This window comes from Bacillus sp. AFS037270, assembly GCF_002585305.1.
In genome coordinates this window covers 183,080-208,745 of sequence record NZ_NUNF01000019.1, presented here as the reverse complement: position 1 = coordinate 208,745, position 25,666 = coordinate 183,080, and the positions used below count along the sequence as shown (strand labels likewise).

26 protein-coding genes and 1 riboswitch are annotated in these 25,666 nt (G+C 38.8%); of the genes, 21 read left to right on the top strand and 5 right to left on the bottom strand.

Annotation, left to right across the window (positions count from 1 at the left end):
- The first annotated feature begins 105 nt into the window (after positions 1–105).
- From COD92_RS10425 to COD92_RS10405, 5 genes are all read left to right on the top strand, one after another.
- Entirely contained in the window at positions 106–1,188 is a 1,083-nt protein-coding gene (locus tag COD92_RS10425; protein ID WP_098530868.1) for a sulfate ABC transporter substrate-binding protein, read from the top strand.
- A gap of 132 nt (positions 1,189–1,320) precedes the next feature.
- Positions 1,321–2,142 (top strand): sulfate ABC transporter permease subunit CysT, encoded by an 822-nt coding sequence (gene cysT, locus COD92_RS10420; RefSeq protein ID WP_098530867.1) that lies wholly within the window; start codon positions 1,321–1,323, stop codon positions 2,140–2,142.
- 17 nt (positions 2,143–2,159) lie between these two features.
- Complete coding sequence (cysW, locus tag COD92_RS10415) at positions 2,160–3,047, top strand: sulfate ABC transporter permease subunit CysW (RefSeq protein ID WP_098530866.1); 888 nt, start codon at positions 2,160–2,162, stop codon at positions 3,045–3,047.
- Positions 3,048–4,118 carry a sulfate/molybdate ABC transporter ATP-binding protein gene (locus COD92_RS10410; RefSeq protein ID WP_098530865.1) on the top strand — a complete coding sequence of 357 codons (1,071 nt, stop codon included), beginning with the start codon at positions 3,048–3,050 and terminating at the stop codon, positions 4,116–4,118.
- A 173-nt stretch (positions 4,119–4,291) separates the two neighbouring features.
- Positions 4,292–5,671 (top strand): tetratricopeptide repeat protein, encoded by a 1,380-nt coding sequence (locus tag COD92_RS10405; RefSeq protein ID WP_098996275.1) that lies wholly within the window; start codon positions 4,292–4,294, stop codon positions 5,669–5,671.
- A gap of 159 nt (positions 5,672–5,830) precedes the next feature.
- Here COD92_RS10405 and COD92_RS10400 read toward each other — a convergent pair whose 3' ends face one another.
- Complete coding sequence (locus COD92_RS10400) at positions 5,831–6,814, bottom strand: DUF3231 family protein (RefSeq protein ID WP_098530863.1); 984 nt, start codon at positions 6,812–6,814, stop codon at positions 5,831–5,833.
- A 323-nt stretch (positions 6,815–7,137) separates the two neighbouring features.
- Between COD92_RS10400 and COD92_RS10395 the strand changes: the two genes are divergently transcribed.
- The gene (locus COD92_RS10395; protein WP_098996274.1) at positions 7,138–8,178 is read left to right on the top strand and encodes a GGDEF domain-containing protein; all 1,041 of its coding nucleotides are present in this window, start codon (positions 7,138–7,140) and stop codon (positions 8,176–8,178) included.
- A gap of 135 nt (positions 8,179–8,313) precedes the next feature.
- A complete protein-coding gene (locus COD92_RS10390) occupies positions 8,314–8,922 on the top strand; it encodes a flavin reductase family protein (protein WP_098530875.1) in 609 nt (202 codons plus the stop codon).
- Positions 8,923–9,011: 89 nt separating this feature from the next.
- Here COD92_RS10390 and COD92_RS10385 read toward each other — a convergent pair whose 3' ends face one another.
- Positions 9,012–10,523 (bottom strand): ATP-binding protein, encoded by a 1,512-nt coding sequence (locus COD92_RS10385; protein ID WP_098530861.1) that lies wholly within the window; start codon positions 10,521–10,523, stop codon positions 9,012–9,014.
- Positions 10,524–10,796: 273 nt separating this feature from the next.
- Here COD92_RS10385 and COD92_RS10380 point away from each other — a divergent pair, with 273 nt between their 5' ends.
- From COD92_RS10380 to COD92_RS10335, 10 genes are all read left to right on the top strand, one after another.
- Positions 10,797–11,093, top strand: coding sequence for a phospholipase A2 family protein (locus tag COD92_RS10380; protein ID WP_098530860.1), 297 nt, complete (start codon positions 10,797–10,799; stop codon positions 11,091–11,093).
- Positions 11,094–11,192: 99 nt separating this feature from the next.
- A complete protein-coding gene (locus COD92_RS10375; RefSeq protein WP_098530859.1) occupies positions 11,193–11,372 on the top strand; it encodes a hypothetical protein in 180 nt (59 codons plus the stop codon).
- A gap of 220 nt (positions 11,373–11,592) precedes the next feature.
- The gene (locus COD92_RS10370) at positions 11,593–13,236 is read left to right on the top strand and encodes a M4 family metallopeptidase (RefSeq protein ID WP_098996273.1); all 1,644 of its coding nucleotides are present in this window, start codon (positions 11,593–11,595) and stop codon (positions 13,234–13,236) included.
- A gap of 496 nt (positions 13,237–13,732) precedes the next feature.
- Positions 13,733–14,014 carry a hypothetical protein gene (locus tag COD92_RS10365; protein ID WP_098530857.1) on the top strand — a complete coding sequence of 94 codons (282 nt, stop codon included), beginning with the start codon at positions 13,733–13,735 and terminating at the stop codon, positions 14,012–14,014.
- 200 nt (positions 14,015–14,214) lie between these two features.
- Positions 14,215–14,436, top strand: coding sequence for a hypothetical protein (locus tag COD92_RS10360; protein WP_098530856.1), 222 nt, complete (start codon positions 14,215–14,217; stop codon positions 14,434–14,436).
- 148 nt (positions 14,437–14,584) lie between these two features.
- Positions 14,585–15,292, top strand: coding sequence for an MBL fold metallo-hydrolase (locus COD92_RS10355; RefSeq protein WP_098996272.1), 708 nt, complete (start codon positions 14,585–14,587; stop codon positions 15,290–15,292).
- A gap of 13 nt (positions 15,293–15,305) precedes the next feature.
- On the top strand, positions 15,306–15,878 hold the full coding sequence (locus COD92_RS10350; protein ID WP_098530854.1) for a TetR/AcrR family transcriptional regulator: 573 nt from the start codon (positions 15,306–15,308) through the stop codon (positions 15,876–15,878).
- Between the two features lie 133 nt (positions 15,879–16,011).
- On the top strand, positions 16,012–16,458 hold the full coding sequence (locus COD92_RS10345) for an Rrf2 family transcriptional regulator (RefSeq protein ID WP_098996271.1): 447 nt from the start codon (positions 16,012–16,014) through the stop codon (positions 16,456–16,458).
- A gap of 127 nt (positions 16,459–16,585) precedes the next feature.
- The gene (locus COD92_RS10340) at positions 16,586–17,194 is read left to right on the top strand and encodes an exonuclease domain-containing protein (RefSeq protein ID WP_098530852.1); all 609 of its coding nucleotides are present in this window, start codon (positions 16,586–16,588) and stop codon (positions 17,192–17,194) included.
- A 127-nt stretch (positions 17,195–17,321) separates the two neighbouring features.
- Entirely contained in the window at positions 17,322–18,119 is a 798-nt protein-coding gene (locus COD92_RS10335) for an endonuclease/exonuclease/phosphatase family protein (RefSeq protein ID WP_098530851.1), read from the top strand.
- A 156-nt stretch (positions 18,120–18,275) separates the two neighbouring features.
- Here COD92_RS10335 and COD92_RS10330 read toward each other — a convergent pair whose 3' ends face one another.
- From COD92_RS10330 to COD92_RS10320, 3 genes are all read right to left on the bottom strand, one after another.
- Complete coding sequence (locus tag COD92_RS10330) at positions 18,276–18,698, bottom strand: VOC family protein (RefSeq protein WP_098530850.1); 423 nt, start codon at positions 18,696–18,698, stop codon at positions 18,276–18,278.
- Between the two features lie 207 nt (positions 18,699–18,905).
- The gene (locus COD92_RS10325) at positions 18,906–19,418 is read right to left on the bottom strand and encodes a DinB family protein (RefSeq protein ID WP_098530849.1); all 513 of its coding nucleotides are present in this window, start codon (positions 19,416–19,418) and stop codon (positions 18,906–18,908) included.
- A 220-nt stretch (positions 19,419–19,638) separates the two neighbouring features.
- The gene (locus COD92_RS10320) at positions 19,639–20,178 is read right to left on the bottom strand and encodes a QueT transporter family protein (RefSeq protein WP_255295268.1); all 540 of its coding nucleotides are present in this window, start codon (positions 20,176–20,178) and stop codon (positions 19,639–19,641) included.
- 6 nt (positions 20,179–20,184) lie between these two features.
- Positions 20,185–20,229, bottom strand: a riboswitch (PreQ1 riboswitch).
- Between the two features lie 153 nt (positions 20,230–20,382).
- On the opposite strand from COD92_RS10320, the gene COD92_RS10315 reads away from it, so the two are divergent.
- The 4 genes from COD92_RS10315 to COD92_RS10300 all read left to right on the top strand — a co-directional run bounded on the left by COD92_RS10315 (position 20,383) and on the right by COD92_RS10300 (position 25,642).
- A complete protein-coding gene (locus COD92_RS10315; RefSeq protein ID WP_098996270.1) occupies positions 20,383–20,871 on the top strand; it encodes a hypothetical protein in 489 nt (162 codons plus the stop codon).
- A 184-nt stretch (positions 20,872–21,055) separates the two neighbouring features.
- Entirely contained in the window at positions 21,056–21,889 is an 834-nt protein-coding gene (gene licT / locus COD92_RS10310) for a BglG family transcription antiterminator LicT (RefSeq protein WP_098530847.1), read from the top strand.
- A gap of 362 nt (positions 21,890–22,251) precedes the next feature.
- Complete coding sequence (locus COD92_RS10305) at positions 22,252–24,117, top strand: beta-glucoside-specific PTS transporter subunit IIABC (protein WP_098530846.1); 1,866 nt, start codon at positions 22,252–22,254, stop codon at positions 24,115–24,117.
- 91 nt (positions 24,118–24,208) lie between these two features.
- A complete protein-coding gene (locus tag COD92_RS10300; protein ID WP_098996269.1) occupies positions 24,209–25,642 on the top strand; it encodes a glycoside hydrolase family 1 protein in 1,434 nt (477 codons plus the stop codon).
- The last annotated feature ends 24 nt before the right edge of the window (positions 25,643–25,666 follow it).

Below are 25,666 nucleotides of genomic sequence, written 5' to 3'. Positions count from 1 at the left end.
AATCCGTCCAAAAGGTTAAAAAGCAACCTTTCGGCCGGTACGTCTTATGCTTGTCGGGGCTGACCACGGCGCTTGCGCTTTTCTTACTAAAAGGGGGAAATTGTGATGAAAAAATATATATACAAATTTACATTGGTACTTACGTTAATGGCGCTTTTATTAGCCGGCTGCAGCAGTACGGAAAAATCAAGTTCACAAACATCAACGAAAAAAGAAAATAGCTCAAGCCAGACAACGAAACAAAAGAAAGATCCTATTCAACTATTAAATGTTTCTTATGATCCAACAAGGGAGCTTTACGAAGAGTACAATAAGGAATTCGCTCAGTACTGGGAAAAGAAAACAGGCCAGCAGGTAACTATTCAACAATCACATGGCGGCTCAGGAAAACAAGGGCGTGCGGTTATTGATGGATTAGAGGCAGATGTAGTGACACTGGCACTGGCTTACGATATTGATGAAATTGCCAACATCGGGAAATTGCTTTCTCCAGGTTGGCAGAAGAATCTACAGGATAATTCAACCCCATATACTTCTACCATTGTTTTTCTAGTTAGAAAAGGGAATCCAAAAGGGATTAAGGATTGGGATGATTTAACCAAAAAAGGAGTATCTGTTATCACACCAAATCCAAAAACGTCTGGTGGTGCCAGATGGAACTATTTAGCAGCTTGGGCCTATGCACAAGAGAAATTTGGCGGGGATGAAGGTAAGACCAAGAATTTTATGAGTCAATTATATAAAAACGTCGAAGTGTTAGATTCTGGAGCACGTGGAGCGACGACTACCTTTGTAGAACGCGGGATTGGTGATGTGTTAATCGCCTGGGAGAATGAAGCGTACTTAACCCTAAATGAGTTAGGTAAGGATAAGTTTGAAGTCGTAAATCCATCACTTAGCATTCTTGCAGAACCACCGGTAGCCGTTGTTGATAAAGTAGTAGATAAAAAGGGTACGAGAGAAGCAGCGGAGGCCTATCTGAAATATCTATACTCCGATAAAGGGCAGGAAATTATTGCGAAAAATTACTACCGACCACGTAACGAAGAAATTTTGAAAAAATATGCAAATGTTTTCCCAGAAATTAAGATGGTTACCATTGATGATTATTTCGGCGGCTGGAAAAAAGCCCAAGAAAAACATTTTAATGATGGCGGGACATTCGACCAAATCTATCAGCCTAAATAAGAAAAGCGCAAGGCGNNAGCCGATGGCGCCTGGAGCTGGACATTTCTCGAAGTAAATTTTATACTTTCTTATCTTCTAGAAAAAGGGGGCATTCGTGCTCCCTTTGTATCTAAATTGGAAGGGGTCAACCTCATGGGTTTATTTAAGAAACGAACCGGCGTATTGCCGGGTTTCGGACTGTCGCTAGGATTTACGATGACCTACATTAGCATTCTTGTCATCTTGCCATTATCAATGATTTTTATCAATTCAGCGACGGCCCCTTGGGAGAAAATTTGGCAAACCATTTCCGAGCCAAGGGTTGTTGCATCTTATAAGCTAAGCGTCGGTGCCTCTCTTATGGCGGCAGCGATTAATGTTATTTTTGGAGTTTTAATTGCTTGGGTGCTTGTCCGATACCGATTTCCGGGCAAGCGGATCATTGATGGACTCGTAGACTTGCCTTTTGCCTTGCCAACCGCAATTGCAGGTATCGCCTTAACAACCTTATATACGGAAAATGGCTGGGTTGGCCAATTTTTAAGCTTTAAAGTGGCGTTCACATCTCTCGGCATTACGGTAGCTTTAATGTTTATCGGCTTGCCCTTTGTCGTTCGAACGGTACAGCCTGTTTTACAAAACGTGGATAAGGAAGTTGAAGAAGCCTCAGCTAGTTTAGGTGCAAACCGGCTTCAAACTTTCATCAAAGTGGTCTTTCCTGAACTGATGCCAGCCGCGTTGACTGGCTTTGCCTTAGCATTCGCAAGGTCGCTGGGTGAATATGGTTCTGTGGTGTTTATTGCTGGTAATATGCCGATGAAAACAGAAATTACCCCACTGTTAATTATGACAAAGCTAGAACAATATGACTATGCGGGAGCAACCGCCATCGCCGCCGTCATGCTTGTCTTTTCCTTTTTCATGCTATTGGTTATTAACTTATTACAATGGTGGACCAATCGAAAATTTATTTAAATAATGGGGTGTAAATAATGTCCGGACATGTTCCATTGCCAAACTCAAGTTCACAGATACAGAAATCCAGTAAGGAAGCTGAACCGCGTTGGGTTCGTTATGTATTGATTACATTAGCGATCGGATTCTTAGGTTTGTTTCTGGTTTTACCACTCGTGGCTATTTTTATTAAAGCCTTTGAAAAAGGAAGCATGGTATTTTTTGAAGCCATCAGCAGTCCAGATGCGATAGCGGCAATCAAATTAACCCTGATAGTCGCTGTGATAGCCGTTCCGCTTAATGCGATTTTTGGTATTGCGGCAGCATGGGCAATCACAAAGTTTAACTTTAAAGGAAAAAGTCTGTTGATTACGATTATTGACCTGCCGTTTGCGATTTCACCTGTTATTGCAGGTCTGGTGTTTGTTTTGTTATTCAGTAGTCACGGATTATTTGGTCCTTGGCTTCAGGCACATGATATAAAAATCATCTTTGCTGTTCCGGGAATTGTGATTGCCACTTTGTTAATTACCTTGCCTTTTGTAGCCCGAGAATTAATTCCGTTAATGCAGACACAGGGAACAGCCGATGAAGAGGCATCGATGACGTTAGGGGCAAGCGGCTGGAAAACGTTCTGGCTGGTCACCCTGCCGAATATGAAATGGGGCTTATTATATGGAGTCATTCTTTGTACCGCCCGTACCATCGGAGAATTTGGTGCAGTATCGGTTGTCTCCGGACATATCCGCGGTATGACCAACACGATGCCGCTTCACATTGAAATTTTATATAATGAATATCAATTTTCGGCAGCTTTTGCCGTCGCATCTTTAATGTCGCTGTTCGCCATTATCACGTTAATTGTAAAAAATATCATTGAGTGGAAGGCAAATAAGTCCATGGCACAAATGGAGGGGGAAGCATAAATGAGCATTCAAATTAATAACATCTCTAAATCATTCGGCAGCTTTCAAGCCCTTGAACATATTAATCTAGACATTCAAACCGGAGAACTCGTTGCACTCCTCGGCCCTTCTGGATCAGGGAAAACCTCTCTTTTAAGAATCATTGCAGGACTTGAAGAAGCGAGCCAGGGTGTCATCCTGTTTGGCGATGAAGATATTACTCTATTGAGTGCCAAAGAGCGCAAAGTGGGCTTTGTTTTTCAACATTATGCCTTATTCCGTCACATGACTGTTTTCGATAATATTGCTTACGGCTTAAAGGTCCGTCCGCGAAAAAATAGACCCTCTAAAAGTGAAATAAAGGAAAAGGTCAATGAATTATTGAAACTAGTAAAACTAGAGGCTTTTGCCAATCGTTATCCTTCCCACTTATCAGGAGGACAACGGCAGCGAGTCGCCCTGGCCAGAGCGTTAGCCGTCGAACCAAAGGTGCTTTTGTTAGATGAACCGTTTGGAGCTTTGGATGCGAAGGTCCGAAAAGATCTCCGCCGTTGGCTTAGAAGGCTTCATGATGATTATCAAATTACAAGTATATTTGTGACCCATGATCAGGAGGAGGCTCTAGATGTGGCCGACCGAATTGTGGTGATGAACGAGGGGAAGATCGAACAGATTGGCACACCCGAGGAAGTATACGAACAGCCTAATAGTCCGTTTGTCTACCACTTCTTAGGGAATGTGAATTTATTTAAAGGCCGCTTGCATAATGGAAAGTTGCAGCATGGTGAGTTTGAGGTCGATGCTCCTGAGTTTGCTGAGACTATTAATACAGAAGCGGTTGGGTATGCGAGGCCGCATGATATTAGTATCAAACGAGAATATCGGCAGGATTATGCAACCGCAAAAGTGAACTATATCCATCAAATTGGTGCGGTGGTCCAGGTTGAATTAATTCGAAAAGATACCGGCGACTATTTAGAAGCTGAATTAACCAAGGAATATTTTCGAAGTCTCGACCTAAAAACAGGTGAAGAGGTATATGTAAAACCGAAGCAGTTAAAAGTGTTTATCCCCGAAGATTATTCTATATAAGCTAAAGCTGGGCTTTACTTCATAAAAGAAGTAGGCCCTTTTAATTTTTTAAAATCGCAGCTTTGTGTTTGTGTGACCACCTTTTTACATATGCCGTTTCAACACCTCTTTTTCAAACTTGTGATATACTTTAGGTAAGAACCAGTTGTCATGTGAGGAAGGGGACGAGTGCAATGGGTAGTGAAATTTTGATTAAAGCTAAAAAACAAACGGTAAAAGGGACGCTTGCTCGCGGGGCAGTTTTTGCAAGGAGCAAGGTATTCGAGGTTTTAACCGAGACTGATGAAAAATGGTATCTAATCTATTATAAAAACACCTTAGTTTATGGAGCTAAGCTTGATCATATGGAAGAAGGTACATTTATTCAAAAGGTCTTTACCGAGGGAATCGTTCTTGATTCTTCCCATCCAGTCTTAGCAGCACTAATGCCTCATCTATCCGTTACGATTCCTGCGAAAAGTAAACTTTTCTCCCACCTGCAACTCCATTTTCCGCTTCAGGAAGTTGCCTTTATTGCCACAACACTTGACGCCTTTTACGAAAAAGAACAGCTAATCAGCCTATTAGATAAAGTATATTTTCACTTTAAAAGAAGCGGCAAATTTTTAAAATCCTTTCAAGTAGTACAACTCTTACATGATTTTTCTCCGTCATTAAAATCTGCAAAGGAACGCTTGGATTCACATGAATTCAATCCCTATCACCTAATTTATCATTCCAAGGATTTACCCTCTCTCTATGAAAAAGATCCACTATTTGTGGAATTACACTGTTTCAGACATCGTTCCCAACAAAAGGAAAGAGAATTTCTTCTAAAAAAACAAGATGGTTTAGTTGCCTTATTGCTGTGGTTAGAACTCCCGGATGCCGGCGAAGTGGAAAAGTATACAGAAATAGCCTTACAATTTATCACTATGGAAGACTGGATCCTCCTCTTAAGTCATGTCCATATTAATCCATTTAGTTACTTACTTGAGGCAAAACCCACACTAGAAAGAATGCTGCAGGATGGGAGGGTGGAGAAAGCTGCTCTGTGCTTATTCCCATTTATTGAAGACCTGCCATCGGCTTATGATGACATGTTAGAACGGATTTGGGAAAAGTCTGATCCTGACTTTGTCTTAGCTCATATTACTGATTGGATTCTTGCATTAAAACATCTGCCTGATAATCATCCTCATCAGCAATGGGAGGAGAAATTATTTCAATTGTCGGTTAAGCTGCTTGATTTGTATGATCTTCCTTTTGTTGAGGAGAAACTCTTATCGTTTCAGATGGTATTCCCAACATCAGAGGTTATTCGAAAAATAAAGGAAATGGCAGCCTTAGTAGAGGATCCTGATCGGATGATGACTTTAGGCGACTATTATGCGGAGTTTAAACAATATGACAAAGCAATCGATTGTTTCGCTTGGGAGATGGAGCTGCAGCCACAGAACCCTTCGCCCATCCGTAAGATTAGTAAAATGTATCAATTTAAAGGACTAGTAAAGGAAGCAGCGGCCTATCAGCAAATATTGAACCATTTACCTTCGAATCAACATTTAGGATAAAAAGAGGCGTCGAACACTAGTTTAGTTGTTCGACGCCATTTTTATAGGTCCGAATAAAGGCTTGACAGCATATCAGGTACCCGTTTGTGGAAAAAGGGATAAGCATGTTCGGCATTTTCAATTAATTCATATTGTGGTTTTTTCTTGCAGGTATCCGCGTTATTTTATTCTATGGGTTGCCATTGGGGGTTGTTCCAGCCATTTAAACTCAATCATTAAGTTTAACCCATCATCAAGAAACGTGCCGGTTTCCACAATTAAGAATCCAAACAAACTGCTCAAATCTCTTCTTACGACAAAGCTCAAGGCATTTCCATATCTAGCGATGGCAATTTGTGCGAGTGATAGGACTTGAAACATTATTAGACGATCGGAAAAAGGAGAAATGGAAGAGTCCGTAATCTCGGATTCAAACGTTGCTTGAAATGGGAGGTTTTCAGCTGTGTTAAAGGACTGAAACCTTTCTACTCTTTTTCCTGCTATATTTTTACCTCTACGGCAATATTTTTGAACTTTAGGGTCCTTAGCAATTTGTGAAAATATCATAAACATTGTTTTCGCAAGGATTACACCTCGCAGGCTAAAAATAAGGTTATCGATTTCAATCCCACTAAGTTGACGTTGGTCACCCCACCAGCCTGACATAAAAGAATGATGCTCAATCATTTCTGGCTCTTTTACTACTGGTATGTAAATAGGCTGATGTCCGTATCCCTTTTTATGAATAATTTCCGTAATCATCCTATAAAGATCTGTTGAGTTTTTGAGGCATGTCTCAAAAAAGGTTAAAACTTCCGGATAATCTGTTTTTCCCAAGGTTAACCCGTACCCATATATACCATACTCGGAAAGTACATGAAGAACAAAAAGTACTAGCTTATCAGACATCAGCCGGGGTACCTCTTGTGTCACGTCACTCTTCAAACTGAATCCAATGGGCGGGGCAAACCCTGCCTTTTTATATAATGTAAGGCCATCAACAACGATTTGAGTGGCTATTTTTTTTGATTGCTCTAGGATCCGTTTTAAATCCTCATCCTCTGCGTGATGATCCCAATATTCTAATAAACAAAGGTGAGCTTGATTGGCGATAATAAACTGCCACAAATTCGAAATCTCTCCCGCTGTTGGTTTAAATTCCATAATTCCTCCTAAAAATATCAATCAAAATATTACATATATTTCGCTTTAGGCCCAATTGTTATGCATAGATTTGCATTGGAACCCATTATTTCTAAAAGAAGGAATAATTCATCCGCGGTAGAAGATTTGATGGACTAAAAATATCATGAAATAGTCAAAATGCACCAAGACAAATGGTATAAATCCTATATCAAAATCAGACCATTTCATTTAAAATAAGAATGTACAGACTGTAAATTTAAGGAATGGTGACAAGCAGATATCAGTTTTAAAGAACTCTTGGGCTGGACTAATCATTGCTGATTAGTTAGGGAGATGATCATTTGAAGAAAAAACAGTTTGAATCACTTGCCGATCTTAAGAGAGGTGTCTATCTCTGGATTGTTCCGTTAATTGTAATCGCTCTTATCTTAAATACTGTCATGCAAAATGGATATAACGAATATAAAATGAATTTTATCATTAACAACTCCCTCACCATTTGGCTTTTTTTGAGCTGGGTATTATTAATCAAAAGGCGTTGGGTTAAGTTTATAGAATATTCATGTTTGGCTTTAATAACGGTCTACCATATTGTTACTTTTTTTGACACGGTTGCTCACTATTTACTCCCAAGCGGCGGATCACTAGGAGACTTTATTGTATGGATGCCCATTTATATCGTATTTATCTTCTTAACATTAGGAGTTAAGAAAGGGCTTACCTTCTCTATTTTTATTTTTCTGCTTACTCTGGTAGATGGTCTTACTTATTTTAACAGGCTATCAACTGAATCAATGGATTCTTTATTTCAATACTATTTCGCAAATTTTGTTTATATCGTCGTTCTTTATTGTGCCCAGCACATTTTTAAAGTATATGCAGAAGCCCAACTGTTTAAAAAGCATGCCTATTTAGATTCATTAACTGGAATTGCTAACCGCCATCAAATCGACGGATGGTTTGAACAAAAATTGAAAGATTCTAAAGAAATGAATATCACATTTTCCGTGATTTTTTTCGATATTGATCATTTTAAAATGATTAATGATCAGTATGGCCATAAAGTTGGGGATGCTATATTAATTGAGCTAGCTGATTTAATCCAAAGTAACCTTGCAGCTAGAGAATGGTTTGGTCGATGGGGCGGGGAGGAATTTATTATCCTTCCTACTGTGACAGGGCAGGGAGCTATTAACCTAGCGGAACTTTTGCGAGAAACGGTTGCCACGCATAATTTCCATATTGTAGGAAGATTAACAGCCAGCTTTGGCGTTACAGAATTTTTGCCGGATGACACGATTGATTCTTTATTAAGCCGTGTTGACGAGGGATTGTACCAGTCCAAGCATCACGGCCGAAATAAGGTAAGCAGTGTGAGTTAAATAATTGAGTCCCCGGGCAGTTTATTTTGGGGACTTTTTTGGTATTAATTAACCTCTAATTCGCATAAAATTGGTAAATACTGCTATAATAAAATTGGATCTATACTAGACCCATAGCGAGGAGAGGGCTTCATGATGATTTCAATAGACCCATCTAAACATACCGAAAGAGAAAATTATAAATTTCTAATTGGAAGTATTATACCTAGACCAATCGCTTTCGTAACATCCTTGTCGAAAGAGGGTGTTTTGAATGGCGCACCCTTTAGTTATTTTAATATTGTATCGGCCAATCCTCCTTTGATATCGTTAGCTATTCAACGCTCGGGAGGAAAACAAAAGGATACAGCTAGAAATATTATCGACTTAAAAGAATTTGTTGTGCATATTGTCGATGAACATAATGTTGAATTAATCAATAAAACAGCCGCCAGCCTCCCGCCAGATCAAAGTGAAATTGAACTAGCGCAATTAACTGCTGTAAAAAGCGTAAAAGTCTCTACACCAGGTGTTAAGGAAGCTAAAATTAGAATGGAGTGTAGATTAGAGCATTCCTTGGAAGTAGGCGGGGAGGATTCTCCAGGATGTGATTTTATCATCGGTAGAATTGTCCAATACCATATTGAAAGTGACCTTTATGAAAGTGGACGAATCGACCCGAAAGGCTTAGCTGCGGTAAGCCGTTTGGCGGGTAATAATTATGCGAAAATCGGCGAGATTTTTGAAATCGAAAGACCTCAGTAGTCTAACTGCCAATACCATAAGAAACAGGAACGCTCAGAGGATTTAACTCTGAGCGTTTTTAGTAAGTACCAATTCTTTAAAAACTGAAGCTATGATTGTGAAACTAATGGCAGAAGTATTTCGACTTTTGTCCCTTGGTTTGGGTTACTTTTTATCTTAATTTCTCCTCCGTAGGAATCTATGATCCGCTTGCATACCGTTAATCCAAGACCTGACCCGGATTTTTTTGAAGTAAAGAATGGATTAAACGCTTGTGAAATTTGATCCTCCCTCATACCAACCCCGTTATCGATAACAGTTATCCGGCAATTATCTGATTGTTTATCTAAATGGATGGATAAATTCCCTCCATAGGGCATTGCCTGTAAAGCATTTTTTGTAAGGTTAAGAATGACTTGCTTTAATTGGTCTTTTACACAAGATACCAGCAATTCTTCCGGATGGTAGTGGAAGGTTAATTCAACGTTTGTATAATTGGTTTCAGAGGTAATAATCGGTGCGATTTCTGAAACAATCACATTTGCGTTATAGGTTTTAAGCGTGTAAGCCGTTGGTTTTCCAAGGATAAGCAGTTCACTTACAATGGCATTAATTCTGTCAATCTCTGATTGGATAACCTTGAAATAGGATTGTGCCTTCGGCTCATGGTTTTCTTCACTTAAGAGTTTGACCAAACCCTTTATACCAGTGAGCGGATTTCTAATTTCATGGGCGGTACTAGCAGCAAGATTGCCAATTAGCTCCAGTTTATGGAGTTCTGTTTGTTCCTTTTCTTTTTGGACTTTTCTTTTTAAAAGCAGATAGTTGATCAATAAAAATAATATACTCATTATGAATAAGGATATGAGGAGATTTTCAAAAAAGCTATCCCAAAATACCTTTTTGGTATTTGGGTTAACAAAAGCTGTAATCGTCCATGGGACCATAGAAATCTTCATAACGGATTTAACGTTATATTGGTTTGGAATGGAATCAGATTGAATCAGGGGTTTGCCAGTCTCATCTTTAATGATAATACGTTCATTATTAACTAATCTAAATATTTCTTTTTTTATTTCATCCATTCGCAAACTGGCAACGAATACACCCTTAACTCTGTGCTTTTCGACGATTGGGGTAGCAATTGAGATAATATACCGTCCTGTTACCCTTCCGTTATGAGCTTCAGAAATACTGGTTTGTGCTGAATGAAGTGCATGCTGAAAGTAAGGCCGATCACTAACATTTATACGGGTTGTGATTTTGTTGGTGCTTATGATAATGTCACCATTTGTATTAGCCCAATAGAAACCAGAAAAACGCGGATCTTTTCCTGTGGTTTCTCGTAGTATTTTTTCTATATCCTTTAAGCTGATGTGCTGGATATTAAGGGCGGTGGAGAGCATTTCTAATCGTCCGACTGTCTCCCCAACAAACTTCTCAATATTCATGGCATGAAAGTTAGCATACTCTTGTGCCCTGAGTTTATAGTCACTTTTCACCACTCTCACTTGGTGCCGGGCTAAAGTCAAACTGACAGCAACGGACGGAATCAGAGCAATTAGAAGATAGATTAATGAGTTTTTATGTATAAGAGCCTTAAGCAGGCGAGTAAGTACCAAGCTGATCTACCCCTCTATGTTAAGTACTATTTTTCCATATATTTATTAATTTGATACACTTAGGAGTATTTGCTGAAAAAAATGTAATAAATCGTGGTGCTTATCTATATTGTTTTTTGAAAATAGTTTAGTTGCTATGTTAGTTATATCAAATATCTTATTATCTGAAAATAGAAAAGTTTAATATTTCCTACTAACTGAATAGGGATTTTGGCTATTTCATCCAAATTAAATTTTCATACCCTAATAGAAAGAGGTTAGGGAGGTGTTACAATGCAAAGTAAGAGGAGAAGGAGTCCCTTTTCATTCTGTATTTTTCCTGGATATAAGTGGTGCGGACCTGGCTGCAGCGGCCCTGGAGCACCGATAAATGATGTAGATGCCTGCTGTCAAAAACATGATTACTGCTTGAGCCGCGGATTATCATCCTGCCAATGTGATACGCAATTTATGGAGTGTCTTCGTCCAAAGATGAATCCCAATACGGAAAAAGGCAGAAAGGCTGCACTGATGTATGATTTTATGAAAGTAAGAACTGCCTTTACCTGTGGCAGGAAGAATTGGCTGTAAAGTGGATAAAAGCAGGGGAAGTTGTGAAAGCTGTTTGATTGAAAATTCAAGTGGTTTCAGAGAATATAATGATAAAGTGTTTATGAAAGGATGGAATTCATGCACTTCCTCTATTGGTTCCTTAAATGTGGATGGCTGCTGGTGATTATTTTTATTGGAAATATTTATTTAAGCCGTTTGGGTTTATGGTCTGTCATCATATGTATTGCTGTCTTTGTAGCGGGAAATCATTTGATTAATAAAAGCATGGAAAAGATCATCTTAGCAAAGAAGAAATAGTGCAAGAAATCAACTTGGATTTTCACGTCATGAGAATAGAGGTTTATTAATTTTCCCAACGCTAGCAAATATGAGCGTTGGGATTTTTAATAGAATTTCAAGAATCGACAGGAGCTGACCCCCTTTCTCCTCACTTTTTTCCCAATTATGCGGATGCTTTTACCGTGATATGATGTTTTTGCAATAAAAAACAAATATAGGATTAGGAGGCTGGGAAACGATGAAGAAAAGAACATCTATCATGCTAGCATTAGGATTAACGGTTGGGTCAGTGCTGCCGATATCGGCTGCAGCCAACACTACCCCGTATAATGTTACCGTTTCAAAGGAAGCAAGCCAGTTTGGCAAGGATGCAAAGGTCACTTGGAAAAAGGGACAAACCGTTCCCTCCTTCGTCCACGGTAAACTCTCTACTAAGGCTTATAAAGATCAAGCATCCGTAAAGCAATTTTTAAAAGATAATAAATCACTGTATCAATTAGATGCAGATAAAGATTTAACTTTGCTGGAAGTTCAGACCGACGAGCTTGGAAGCAAACACTATAATTTTGTTCAATCTGTGCAAGGTATTCCGGTAGATGGGGCAAAATTCAAGGTGCATACCGATAAAAATGGTATCATTACTGCTATTAATGGCGACGTTTTTCCAGCCGCATCCAATTATTTTAAGGGAAACCTGAAAGCACAACTGACTAAGGATGCTGCGCTAGATAGAGCCTGGAAATCTATTAATTTAACTAAAGAAGAAACATTAACAAATGCGGAGGCAGGTCCAACTGGTGCGAAGTTTAAAGATACCGTTGAAAAAGCCGAATTAGTCGTTTATAAAAAAGCAAATGATTTCTATCTGGCCTACAAAACTAACCTGCAATTCATCCAACCTTATGGGGCCAACTGGGTAGTATATGTGGATGCGGTGAATGGGAATGTGTTAGATTCATATAATGCTGTAACGGATGGTGCCACAACAGGCTCTGGATACGGAGTATTAGGAGACTATAAAACTCTAAATACCTATTATTCAAACGGTACTTACTATTTATATGATGTAACAAAACCGATGTCAGGCGTAATTGAAACTAGAACAGCACAAAGCCGGAGCTTGTTGCCGGGTAACTATTCTGTAGACCCAGACAATAAATTCAATGCTGTTTCTCAGGGTGCGGATGTAGATGCCAACTACTATGCCGGCAAAGTCTACGATTATTACAAAAATACGTTTAATCGTAATAGCTTCGATAACAATGGTGCAACGATTCGTTCGTCGGTGCACTATAGCAGAAATTACAATAATGCCTTCTGGAATGGTTCGCAAATGGTATATGGGGATGGCGATGGGGTAACATTTAGACCTTTATCAGGCGCTCTCGATGTCGTTGCCCATGAATTAACACACGCTGTTACGGAAAGAACCGCAGGGTTAGATTATGTGGACCAATCTGGGGCATTGAATGAGTCGATTTCCGATACGTTTGGGGTTTTCCTAGATAAGGGAGATTATTTAGTTGGTGAGGATGTGTACACGCCAAATAAATCAGGAGATGCGCTCCGCAGCTTATCAAACCCAACACTATACGGACAACCTGATCATATGAACAACTATGTTTATACTACTTCTGATAATGGAGGGGTTCATACGAATAGTGGAATCCCTAACAAGGCGGCCTATTTAACGATTTCCAGCTTAGGAACAGCTGTTGCTGAGAAAATCTACTATCGTGCGCTTACCGTGTATCTAAACCCACAAAGTAACTTCAGCGATGCACGCGCCTCACTGCTAGCAGCCGCTGCAGATTTATACGGAACAGGCAGCACCCAGTACAATGCAGTTGCCTCTGCTTGGAACCAAGTAGGAGTAAATTAAGATAAGAGTGGTATATAAAAGATAAATAAACATTATACAAGAAAAAGGCTGCACATTTCTGCAGCCTTTTTCTTCGTTAAAGGAGCAAAAAAAATAGATTGGTGTCGGCACCAATCTAAAAAATGGGAAGTTTTAAGAAATGAGCTCATTGAACTATTTCCTAAATAAGTTACTTTTATAATAGTGAAAACTTGTGTAGAAAATAGGTGGAAGTTGTGTGGAAGTTGTGAAGATTGGGATTGGAGTGCAAAAAAAATTGACTGGTGGGATCACCAATCAAATTATGGGAAGTTTTAAGAAATGAGTTCGTCGAACCATTTCCTAATTAAGTTATCCTTATCATATGAAAAATATATGTAGAACTTGTGCAGAACTTATGTGGAAATTGTGAAGATTTACTAATATATGCACGGAAGCGTAATGGGCAAGTGTCCATTACGATTTTAAAGTGTAGACATACACTGTTTACAGCTAGTTGTAAAGGAGGGATCTTAGAATGGAAGAAAGACAACAATCTGGAGCATATCATCATGGGCATAGCGGTTATTATCCAGGTGGTGGTTATCACCATGGCCATGGAGGGTATTATCCTACTCCGGTAGGATATCCAGGATATGGATACCATCACGGCCACGGAGGCTATTATCCAGGGCATGGTTATCATCATGGCCACGGGGGCTATTATCCGGGGTATGGTTATCATCATGGTCATGGAGGTTATTATCCAGGTCATGGTTACCATCACGGCCACGGCACTTACCAACCAGGTCAAAGGTAACAAACAGACTTTGAGTATAAACGGAGTTAACAAAGTAAAAAAGGTGCCTGANNTCAGGCACCTTTTTTACTTTTAATTAGTTGTGTTTATTAAAATATGCCATATAATAGAATTATCTACGTTCACAAAATTGTCGAAATTGCAATATTACTAATGTTAGGATAAAAAAACTTAGGAAGAAGATTTGGAGGGGGAGGCTAATGTTAAAGGCTGCTGTCGCGGGAGTACTTGGTTTTATACTTATTTTTATCGAATCGATGATCGTAATGAAGCTAAAAGGCTTTGAAACGATCGAATATGGAGGAATTGCACCTTTTATTAATGTCTGGGCAATGAATTTCTTTTTTGTCTATGCTATTCTTACTCAGGTTACCCGTTGGTATGAAAGCAAACAGGAATTAAATGAGGATAGCAGCTTTTAACAATCCAAATCATGTCTTTTGAAATAAGATAAGCGTCTCCATCTCAACTTGAGTAGGAAACGCTTTTTTTATTTCAAAATATATCTTGATTCAACTAATGGTATTAGTTAAAATAAAACTAACATCATTAGTTAAAGGGGATAGGGAAATGAGGCTAATAAAAAAAGGTTATATTTATCAAGTGACATTTTTGGCACATGTTTTTCCGGTAAACTGCTATTTGGTGGAAGAAGACGAGGGATTAACGTTAATAGATGCTGGCCTCGGATTTTGCGCAAATGGAATTTTGAGGGCAGCAGAACAAATTGGGAAACCTATTACCAAAATCGTATTAACACATGCCCATGAAGACCATGTTGGGGCACTTGATCCAATTAAAAAGGAACTGCCAGAAGTACCTGTTTATATCTCATCCCGTGACTACAGACTAATGAATAATGACCGTTCACTTGATCCTCATGAAGATCAAACTCCGATAAAAGGGGGAGTACCGAAAGATTTAAAAACTCGTGCCAACATTTTACTCAAAGAAGGAGAGTTAGTTGGTTCATTAACCGCTATTGAAACATCAGGGCATACACCAGGATCGATGTCATTCCTCGATTTGCGGACTAAAGCCTTAATTGCTGGTGATGCCTTTCAAACAAGAGGTGGTATCGCCGTTGCCGGGGATATAAAACCATTCTTTCCATTTCCGGCTTTCGGTACTTGGAGTAAGAAAACAGCCTTAGCAAGTGCAAAAAAATTGCTTAGCTATCAACCCAAGCTGCTGGCAGTGGGCCACGGGGAAATGGTGGAGAATCCTATGGCTGTGATGGAAAAAGCAGTGGAAGTGTTTAATCGAAAAATCGGATAAAGGAGAAGGGGAAATGTCACCGAGACCTAAAGTTGGACTTGAATTGTCCGCCATACTAGATGCAGCGGGGGAAATTGCCGATCAACAAGGAATGTCTGAGGTTACACTAGCAACCCTTGCGAAAAAATTAGGGATTCGCCCCCCTTCATTGTATAACCATTTTGACGGACTGCCAGGATTAAGAAAAAAACTTGCGATTCACGGAATCAACCAATTATATGAGGCGATGGCAAATGCCGCCATAGGGGTAGCAGGAACAGAGGCGGTTCTTTCCATGAGTAAGGCGTATGTAAATTTTGCCCGAAAACATCCAGGGATTTATGAAGCGACTTTACTAGCACCAAACCCGGAAGATGAGGAGGTACAACAGGCAGGGGCCAAGATTGTTGACCTTTCTATCCGTGTCCTGCAAACCTATTATTTGGAGGGAGAGCAGGCCTTACACACTGTCAGAGGATTACGCAGCATATTGCATGGTTTCTCTGCGTTAGAGCAAAAGGGCGGCTTTAAAATGAAGTTAAATTTGGATGAAAGTCTGACAATCATTATCCAGGCATTTCTGAACGGGATGGAGAGCAGCTGTTAGGTTTTCATGGGAAGAGCAACGATTCATTGCTGCTTTTTTGATTGATTAGGGATTTTTAAGGTATAATAAACATGTAATTGGTTTAATTACATGAAAAGAGATAGGGTAGTACCTGTAAGGAAGGTGTCTAAAGATGTCTATAAGCAGCCGATTTGCTGTTGGTATTCATATATTAACTCTAATTGAGATAAATAAAAGTGGTGTTAGTACATCCGAGTTTTTAGCAGGAAGCGTAAACACGAATCCAGCTGTTATTAGAAAAATTATGGGGATGCTAAAAAGTGCAGGATTGGTCAATGTCCGCCCTGGGGTTGCAGGAGCGGAATTAGCAAAGAACCTATCCGAAATTACTCTATTCGATGTTTATAAGGCTGTGGATGTGGTTAAGGAAGATGAATTATTTAGTATCCATGAACATCCAAATCCAGCTTGCCCCGTGGGAAGAAATATTCAAAATGCAATTGGCCCGCTATTTTCGATTGCACAAACCGCATTAGAGAAGGCGCTTGGAAATGTAACGATTGAAGATGTGGTTAAGGATATTATTGAAAAAGAGCAAGTCCCTAAACAGGAAAAATAAGTACGAGATGAAAGGCATTCACTAGGGGGATGCCTTTTTAAATGTATCTTATCCCAAAGAATGGTGATTTTTTAATGACCGGAGCTTTGATATAATGGGGATAACTTTATTTTAAGGAATGATCAGTATGCAAAGATCGGAACAATATGGGTTAGTCCTGGACGTTGAAACCACCGGTTTAGGGCCTGCAAAAGACGAAGTTATTGAACTTGCCCTTAAATTATTCTCCTACCGGAGTGAAACGGGAGAAATTATCGAGATTATAGAGGAGGATTCTTTCTTACGTGAGCCACTTTCAAGGACAGCTCGAAACAATTATGACACTGCCTTTCGTGTCCATGGGATTCCTTATGAATTAGTAAAAGGAAAAAGCTTTTATGATGTGAAAATTAAAACCTATTTCCATCGTGCTGATGCGGTTTTTGCGCATAACGCTTCTTTTGACCGAAGTTTCCTGTACCACATGTATCCTGAAGTCAATGAATTAAAATGGTATTGTACGATGAGAAATATCCCTTGGAAAAACTATGGATTTCCAAACGGAAAACTCCTGACATTATTACAGGCTCATGATATTACAGATTACCAAACACATAGAGCGCTCGATGACATTACATACCTAATGGACCTGCTAAAGAAAACGAGCCCGAAAGGTAACCTCTATCTCCATGAAGTCCTCGAAAAAGGGCCGATGAGAAAATACCAGCCAGCCGCAGCCCGCACCAAACTAGGCTAAAAATAGGTGCCTATCACCATTAATGGTATTAACACTATACCAATGTTGAAGGCTCATTAATTTATAACATGAAACGTGTATGTTAAAATATTCACTATGTTAAAATACATCGGGGTATGGTGAATATATGAAACTCTTAACATTAAACTGCCATTCTTGGCATGAGGAACATCAGCTTGATAAGATAGCACATTTAGTAGATACCATAATTGAAAATTCATATGATGTTATTTCCTTGCAGGAGGTAAGCCAGGCATTAGCTGAAGAGTATGTGGACGGGAAAGTAAAGAAAAACAATTATGTCTACGTTTTGTTACAAGAACTTAAAAAGCGTGGCAATGACGAATATTCGATGGTGTGGGATTTGACTCACTATATCAAGAATGGAACCTATGAAGAAGGGGTAGCTATTCTAACCAAACATCCAATCATTCAGCACCGCTCCTTCTTTGTATCGCAAAGTGAGGATTATGCAGTAAACTGGAAAACAAGAAGAATAATAGGAGCAACGATAAAGTACAAGGACAAACCTTATACTTTTTATTCTTGCCATATGGGTTGGTGGCATGATGAAGTTGAACCTTTTAAGGCACAGGCTGACAAGATGTTCAAGAAGTTGAATTGGGATGAATCTTTTTTTCTAATGGGTGATTTTAACAACGATGCTTCTCTTAAGGGAGAGGGGTATGAGTATTTGTTAAGTCATGGTCTTTATGACACATACAATCTAGCAGAAGAAAAAGATGAAGGAATTACCGTTAAAGGAAAAATCGCCGGCTGGAGCAATAATAAGCAAGACCTGCGAATTGATTTAATCTTAACCAATCAACCTGTACAAGTAGATTTTTCAAAAGTAATCTTTAACAATCACAATAAAATGGTGGTATCTGACCATTATGGTGTGGAGGCAAAGGTTAACTTATAAATGAAATTAACATTCACTCGATTATGAGTGAACAATGGATAAAACCAAAAAACGGCTTCGCTGCATACAATGCATGCGAAGCCGTTTTTTGGTTGCTTTCTCACTATGTATATTAATCTCATGCTGAATATCAGTATAGGGAATTGATCAAAATGATTATCTGCCCTCAGTGAAAACTTGAAATGTAATACCAAACTTATCCGTAACACTGCCGTATGCCGGGCTAAAGAAAGTCTCTTGCAGCGGCATACCCACTTGACCGCCATCCTTTAATGCATCAAAGAATCTATGCGCCTGATCAGCATCATTTGTGGAAATACAGATCGTTACCTGATTACCGCTCTGATGTGGCTGTCCAGGGAATGTATCGGACAGCATTAGATCTGTTTCACCAATTTTAATGGTTGCATGACTAACACGATCCTTTGCCTCTGCTGGCAGTGGGAATTCAGGATTCTCAGGCATTTCACCGAACGATTGCCTGAATAAAACCTGAGCATCTAAGGCCTTTTGATAAAATTCAATTGCTTCCTTTGCATTACCATTCATCACTAAATAGGGAATCAAACGTAATGTCATTATAAATCAGCTCCTTGGTTAATTGGTAAACGTCACTTTCTTTCTGAAACATAAAACAACTTTGGTATGAACAAGGATAAGTGTAACAACACAATTCCTATTCTTACCAATATTTTAATTATAAAACAAAGAACGTGCGTTCGCAATAAAAAAAGAAAACCCATTAAAGGTTTTCTTTCTATTAAATGGTGCCTGACACCATTATTACTATAGGTATCGTTCATTTATTATTTTAAGGTGGTGGAGTGCGTGGCCTGCGATGATGTAGGCGAGGGCACGTGTAGTGGTTTCGGAATTGTTGGCAACTCCAATCCTCTCCCAAGCTTCTTCAGGCATATTGTTAATGAGCGTGATGGTAGCTTTACGGACAGCGGTAAAGTCTTCGATGATTTGTTTTATTGAAAGCCCATCAAAGTTAGATGCAGCAATATAGTCGTTTTCGTCGAAACCAGCAAGTGGTGTTCGATCACCGCGGCCAATTCGCAGCAGACGGTAACTCATAATCCGTTCTGTGTCAGTCATATGACCAAGAACTTCTTTGATACTCCACTTTCCTGGAGCATAACGAGACTGTCCAGCTTCCTCCGATAAACCCTCCGTTACTGCTGTAGTTTTCTCCAAATTATCTTTTAAAATCTCCAATAAGTCCCCATCTGGAACCAGATTTACGTACGGTAGATAATACTCAGGAAACTCACTTACTTCTGGACGTTGAACCATCGCAATTTTCCCCCTCTAGTTTAAGATTAAAGAATTTATTTTTAATTGCTTCTATCCACCTACTTGTTTTAGCCGGCTTGCATTATTATTATAATTTTTCAAAAATTGAATTGCCATCTATCTGCTTATTATCGAGAGATTTGCGTATGACAACTCCACACTTAAATCCCATTCAAAAATAAAAGAGCTGCCGCTAAAAGCAGCAACTCTCCGTTTACAATTAAACCATTTTCTCAAAATGGACACGTTTATTTAAAATATACATTACCGGCATTCCTACGGCCATAACAACCAATTCACCAATAGCAGTGGTAAGCCATGTGAATAGGAAGGGCAGATCAAAAGCTAAATGCAGTTCAAGCGCAATCAAGAACATCGTAAACGTGAAAACAAGAGTATTTACCATCATTCTAGCCCAAATTCCTTTAATAAACCGTGAGCAAAGAATGGTAATGACTAAAGAAATCACCGATTGTCCTACTCCAAAAATTAAATCGTAAGCCTTCATTGGCGAGAAAAATAAATTCGTCAAAAATACACCTAAAACAATCCCGTAAATGTACTTTTTATTAAAAACGATTAAATGATTAAACATCTCCGATACACGGAACTGAACCTGGGTAAACCCAAACGGCTGAATCAACGCCGAAACTGCAATGTACAATGCAGCAATAATCCCATTAACGACGATTCCGTGCGCGTTTCTGTGCACTTTGCCTGATGGGGCATTCGTACTTACCGGCTGCACAAATTTTTCCATATTCATTTCTCCTTAGTTTTTTTACGTGGGAGGTTTTCGAACCACGTTAATTTAGAATACTTGCAAACTAATATATTATTATAAAAAAAAATACGAGTCAATGACATTATTTTAAAATATCATCACTAAAGAATTATTTTCCAGGATAGTAAATAATACCATTAAATCTGGCGCATATTAAAAATAAAAAAGGAATGGCTATAAATGAAATATAATAAAATGTTTTTAATCGTCATGATGCTGGTACCCTGGTTGTCTGTGCCGATGTTAGGAAAAAGAAACTTTAAACGTTTTTTGCCAGCTGCCTTTTTTATTACTTGCTGGATTTCTGTTGAAAGCATATTGGCTAAAAGGCGGGTTTGGTGGAGATTTTACGATAGACTGATTCCTAATGTTATGGGAGAATTGCCTTTCCTTTTAGGTCCTTTTATGATTGGCTCTATTTGGATTTTAAAATTTACATTTGGAAACTTTTTTCGCTATGTAATCGTGAACTTAGTCACGGACTTTTTGTTTGTCTATCCCGGCATGTTTGTATTAAAGAGAATGGGTATTATCTCTCTCGTTCGAATGAAGCATTATCAATTGGGAATCTTATTTATGGCCAAATCCGTGCTTATGTATGGCTTCCAATTCATCGTTGAAAAATCAAGAAAGAAGCCCAAATCACTCATCAAAAGGCTACTCCCTTAAAACGAACAAGGGCCGATTTTCCTATCTCCCGTTCGATTAATTATTGATTGTCTTTTTATTTGATGTTAAGATTTTATTAATTTAATTTTTATATTATAGGATTGTTACTGTTAAATCAGGCAAAACCTAAGACTAATGGCATTATCGTTAGTTTTAGGTTTTTATTTTTTTAGAGGTGATTGACATGAAAATCGCAAAAGTAATTAATAACAATGTCATCAGTGTGATCGATGCCCAAAATAAAGAACTTGTGATTATGGGCAGAGGGATTGCATTTCAAAAAAGACCAGGTGACCTTGTGGACGAATCAAAGATCGAGAAAACATTTAAATTAGATAATAAGGATGTTTCGGAAAAATTTAAAACATTATTGTATGATGTTCCAATGGAATACATGGATGTTTCTGAACGGATTATTTCCTACGCGAAAGAGAAACTAGGGAAAAAATTAAATGACAGTATCTATGTTTCGTTAACGGATCATATTACCTTTGCAATTGAAAGATGTCAAAAAGGTTTAATTATCTCAAATCCGTTGCTGTGGGAAATCAAACGAATTTATGCAGACGAATATGCGATCGGTTTAAAGGCCTTAACAAAGATAAATGAGATGCTTGGGATTACTCTTCCACAGGATGAAGCTGGCTTTATTGCTATGCACATTGTCAACGCAGAGTTAAACGAAGAAATGCCGAACGTCGTTAACATGACAAGGTTAATTCAGGATATTCTAAATATTGTTAAATATCATTTCAAGATAGAGCTTGATGAGGAATCATTGAATTATTTCCGTTTTCTTACCCATCTTAAATTTTTTGCTCAGCGATTATATACCGATTCTCCCTACAACAACGAAGATGATTTTCTCTATGAGATGGTCAAAGAGAAGCAAAAAGAAGCCTTTGCATGTGTGGAGAAAATCCGTGATTTTATCAAAAAAACACATAACCATCAGCTAACAAAAGAAGAGATGGCCTACCTTACGATTCATATTGAACGTGTGGTAAATAGGTCCTAAAATTTTTTTTAAAGAAAGCGTTGACAGCTAATGAAAGCGGATGCTATTATAAGTGTACAAATTAATATTAATTTTTTAGGATTGTTACTGATCAAGCAGGCAAAACCTAAATTGTATGTTCATCACTTTTTGGGTGTATAGCGTGCAATTTAGGTTTTTTTTATTCTCTTAGTCGAAGTACAGTTGCAGAAACTGGCCAGAACTTACAACTGGCTTCGGCGGTTTACAAATTTAATACTTTTAACACAGGATTGTTACTGGTAATGCAGGCAAAACCTGAGGAACTCGAGTGGGACCATAGAGTCTGTGTCCATCTCTTGTTACTCAGGTTATTTTTTTACAAAAAATCAGGAGGACTCATCATGGACTACAAAAAAACAGCTATAAGTATTGTAGAGCTTGTCGGCGGTGAAGGAAATGTTCAGAATGTCATTCACTGTATGACAAGATTACGTTTCAATTTACAAGATCAAAGTAAGGTCGACCGTAAAAAGTTAGAAAAGGTTCCTGGAATTATGGGCACCAATATAAGCGGAGACCAATTCCAAATTATTATCGGAAACGATGTTCCGAAAGTATATAACGCTATTTTAGAAAACAGCTCGCTAAAGGCAGACAGCACTAGTAAGAAATCTCAAAAAAGTAAAAACCCATTAAATGCAATTTTTGATGTTATCTCAGGTGTGTTTACACCGATTTTGCCAGCGATTGCTGGTGCCGGTATGATCAAAGGGATACTCGCTATTGCACTAACATTTCACTGGCTTACAGCTACGAGTCAAGTTTACACTATTTTAAATGCGATTGGTGATGGAGCGTTTTATTTCTTACCTATCTTGCTGGCAGTGAGTGCAGCTAGAAAATTTGGCAGCAACATTTACGTAGCAGCAGCCATAGGAGCGGCGTTGTTACATCCATCGATAACAGCATTATTAAGTGCAGGTAAGCCGGTTCACTTCCTTGGTCTTCCTGTAACGGCGGTTACTTATTCATCAACTGTTATCCCGATTTTACTAGCCATCTGGATTGCAGCATATGTGGAAAAATGGGTTGATCGAATTATTCCTAGCATGTTTAAACTGATCTTTGTCCCAACATTAACATTACTAATTGTTGTCCCAGTTACTTTAATTGCCGTTGGCCCATTAGGTTCAATTATCGGAAACTGGCTTTCTGCAGGAGTAGGAGCATTATTTGATCACGCAGGACTATTTGCAGGAGCCCTATTAGGTGGAACATGGTCATTAATCATTATGACAGGTATGCACTATGCATTTTTGCCAATTGCAATGAACAATATTGCAACTAAAGGTTATGATGTTATTATGCCTTCGATGTTTATGGCAAACATGGGACAAGCTGGGGCAACATTTGCTGTATCATTACGATCTAAAAACAAATCGTTCAAATCTTTAGCCATGACTACTAGCTTAACGGCTGTTATGGGTGTTACAGAGCCGGCTATGTACGGTGTAAACATGCGCCTTAAGAAACCATTTATTGGCGGTCTTATCGGTGGAGCCGTTGGTGGAGCGTACTACAGCGCTCTTGGTGTAAAATACTTTATCCTTGGCGGTAACGCTGGTTTACCAGGATTAGCATCTTTTGTCGGTGACACATTTGTCTGGGCAGCTTTAGGATTCCCAATTGCTTTCGCGGCTGGTGCAGTTGCAGCATTTTTTATGGGATTTGAGGATGTAGAAAGTGAAGAAGATCAAGATACTACAACAGCAACAGAAACTAACACAGTAGACACAAAATCCGAATTAGTTGTAGCAGCAGAAAAAGTATTCAGCCCTTTAAAGGGAGAAGTAAAAGCATTAAGCGAAGTAAATGATCCAACTTTCTCTACAGGAATCATGGGTAAAGGCTTAGCAATCCAGCCGCAGGAAGGAAAAGTAGTATCTCCTGTTACTGGTAGAGTATCAACTATTTTTAAAACAAAGCACGCTATCGGCATTACAAGTGATAATGGAGCAGAAATCTTGATCCATGTCGGATTGGAAACAGTAAGGTTAGAAGGTAAACACTTCACAGCACATGTGAAAGATGGCGACTTTGTTGAAGTGGGCCAAACACTTGTAACCTTTGATATGGAAGCTATTAAAGCAGAAGGATATGACTTAATTACTCCAGTCATTATTACAAATCCTGACCGTTATCAAACAATTGAACCTGTTAAAAAAGGCAACATTAACGCACAAGAAGCATTTCTAGCATTGCAGTAATAGGAGGTTCTGGGGATCCAATTCCCCCTTACTTTCTTCATATTATAAATGTAAAACTTAAGAATCTAAAAAAATAATGAGGTGACTTTTGATGAATAGAAAATTTCCAGAGGGCTTTTTATGGGGCGGAGCAACCGCTGCTAATCAATTAGAAGGAGCATCACAAGAAGGCGGTAAAGGTTTAAATCTTGCCGATGTACTCCCCGGTGGGAAAGTTCGTTTAGAACTCCTTATGAAACCTGGTTTCAATTATGAGATTGATGAAAGTAAGTACCACTATCCAAACCACGAAGCTATTGATTTTTACCATCGCTATAAAGAAGACATTGCTCTTTTTGCGGAAATGGGTTTTAAGGTATTTCGTATGTCGATTGCTTGGTCACGTATTTTTCCTAGAGGTGACGAAGAAACTCCTAATGAAGAAGGCTTAGCTTTTTACGACCGAGTATTTGATGCGTTACACAAACATGGTATTGAACCGGTGGTAACCATTTCGCATTATGAAACACCTTTACACCTTATCAAAGAATATGGTGCCTGGAAAAATCGAAAACTCATTGGATTTTTTGAGCGATATGCAAGAACCGTTTTTGATCGTTATAAAAATAAAGTGAAATATTGGATGACTTTTAACGAAATTAATGGAGCGACACATTTCCCACTTTTCGGCTTAGGTTTTTCCGCCTCGAGTGAAGAAGCTCGTTTACAAGAAAGTTTCCAAGGACTGCATCATCAATTTGTGGCTAGTGCTTTAGCTGTAAAAATAGGGCACGAAATTATTCCTGGCTCCCAAATTGGATGCATGCTTGTTTATGCTCCAGTGTATGCTTTCGATAGCAACCCTGAAAATGTAATGCATGCCTTAAAAGAGGAACAAATTTTTAACTACTATTGTGGAGATGTCCAAGTTCGTGGTGAATATCCTGCTTTTGCTGAACGTTACTTTAAGGAAAATGGTATTAAATTAGACATTCAAGATGGCGATTTAGAGATCATTAAAGAAGGTACTGTCGATTATATCGGATTTAGTTATTATATGTCACGCACTGAAAAGAAAGAAAAAACGAACGAAGAAAGTTCATCTGGAAACATTATCGGTGGTGTGAAAAATCCGTTCCTTAAAGCCAGTGATTGGGGCTGGGAGATTGACCCAGAAGGTCTTCGAATCTCATTAAACAAGCTTTATGACCGCTATCAAGTACCTTTATTCATTGTAGAAAATGGTCTTGGGGCAATAGACAAAGTAGAAGCAGATGGCGCAATCAACGATGATTATCGCATTGATTATTTAAGAGACCATATTAAAGCGATGGGTGAAGCGATCGAAGATGGTGTTAACTTAATAGGATACACTCCTTGGGGCTGTATCGACCTAGTGAGTGCATCTACTGGCGAAATGTCTAAGCGTTACGGATTTATTTATGTTGATAGACACGACGACGGCAGCGGAACATTAGAACGCAGCAGGAAAAAGTCTTTCTTCTGGTATAAAGATGTTATTGCCACAAACGGCGAACAGCTTTAAACCTAAAGCATGCCGGTAAGCCTT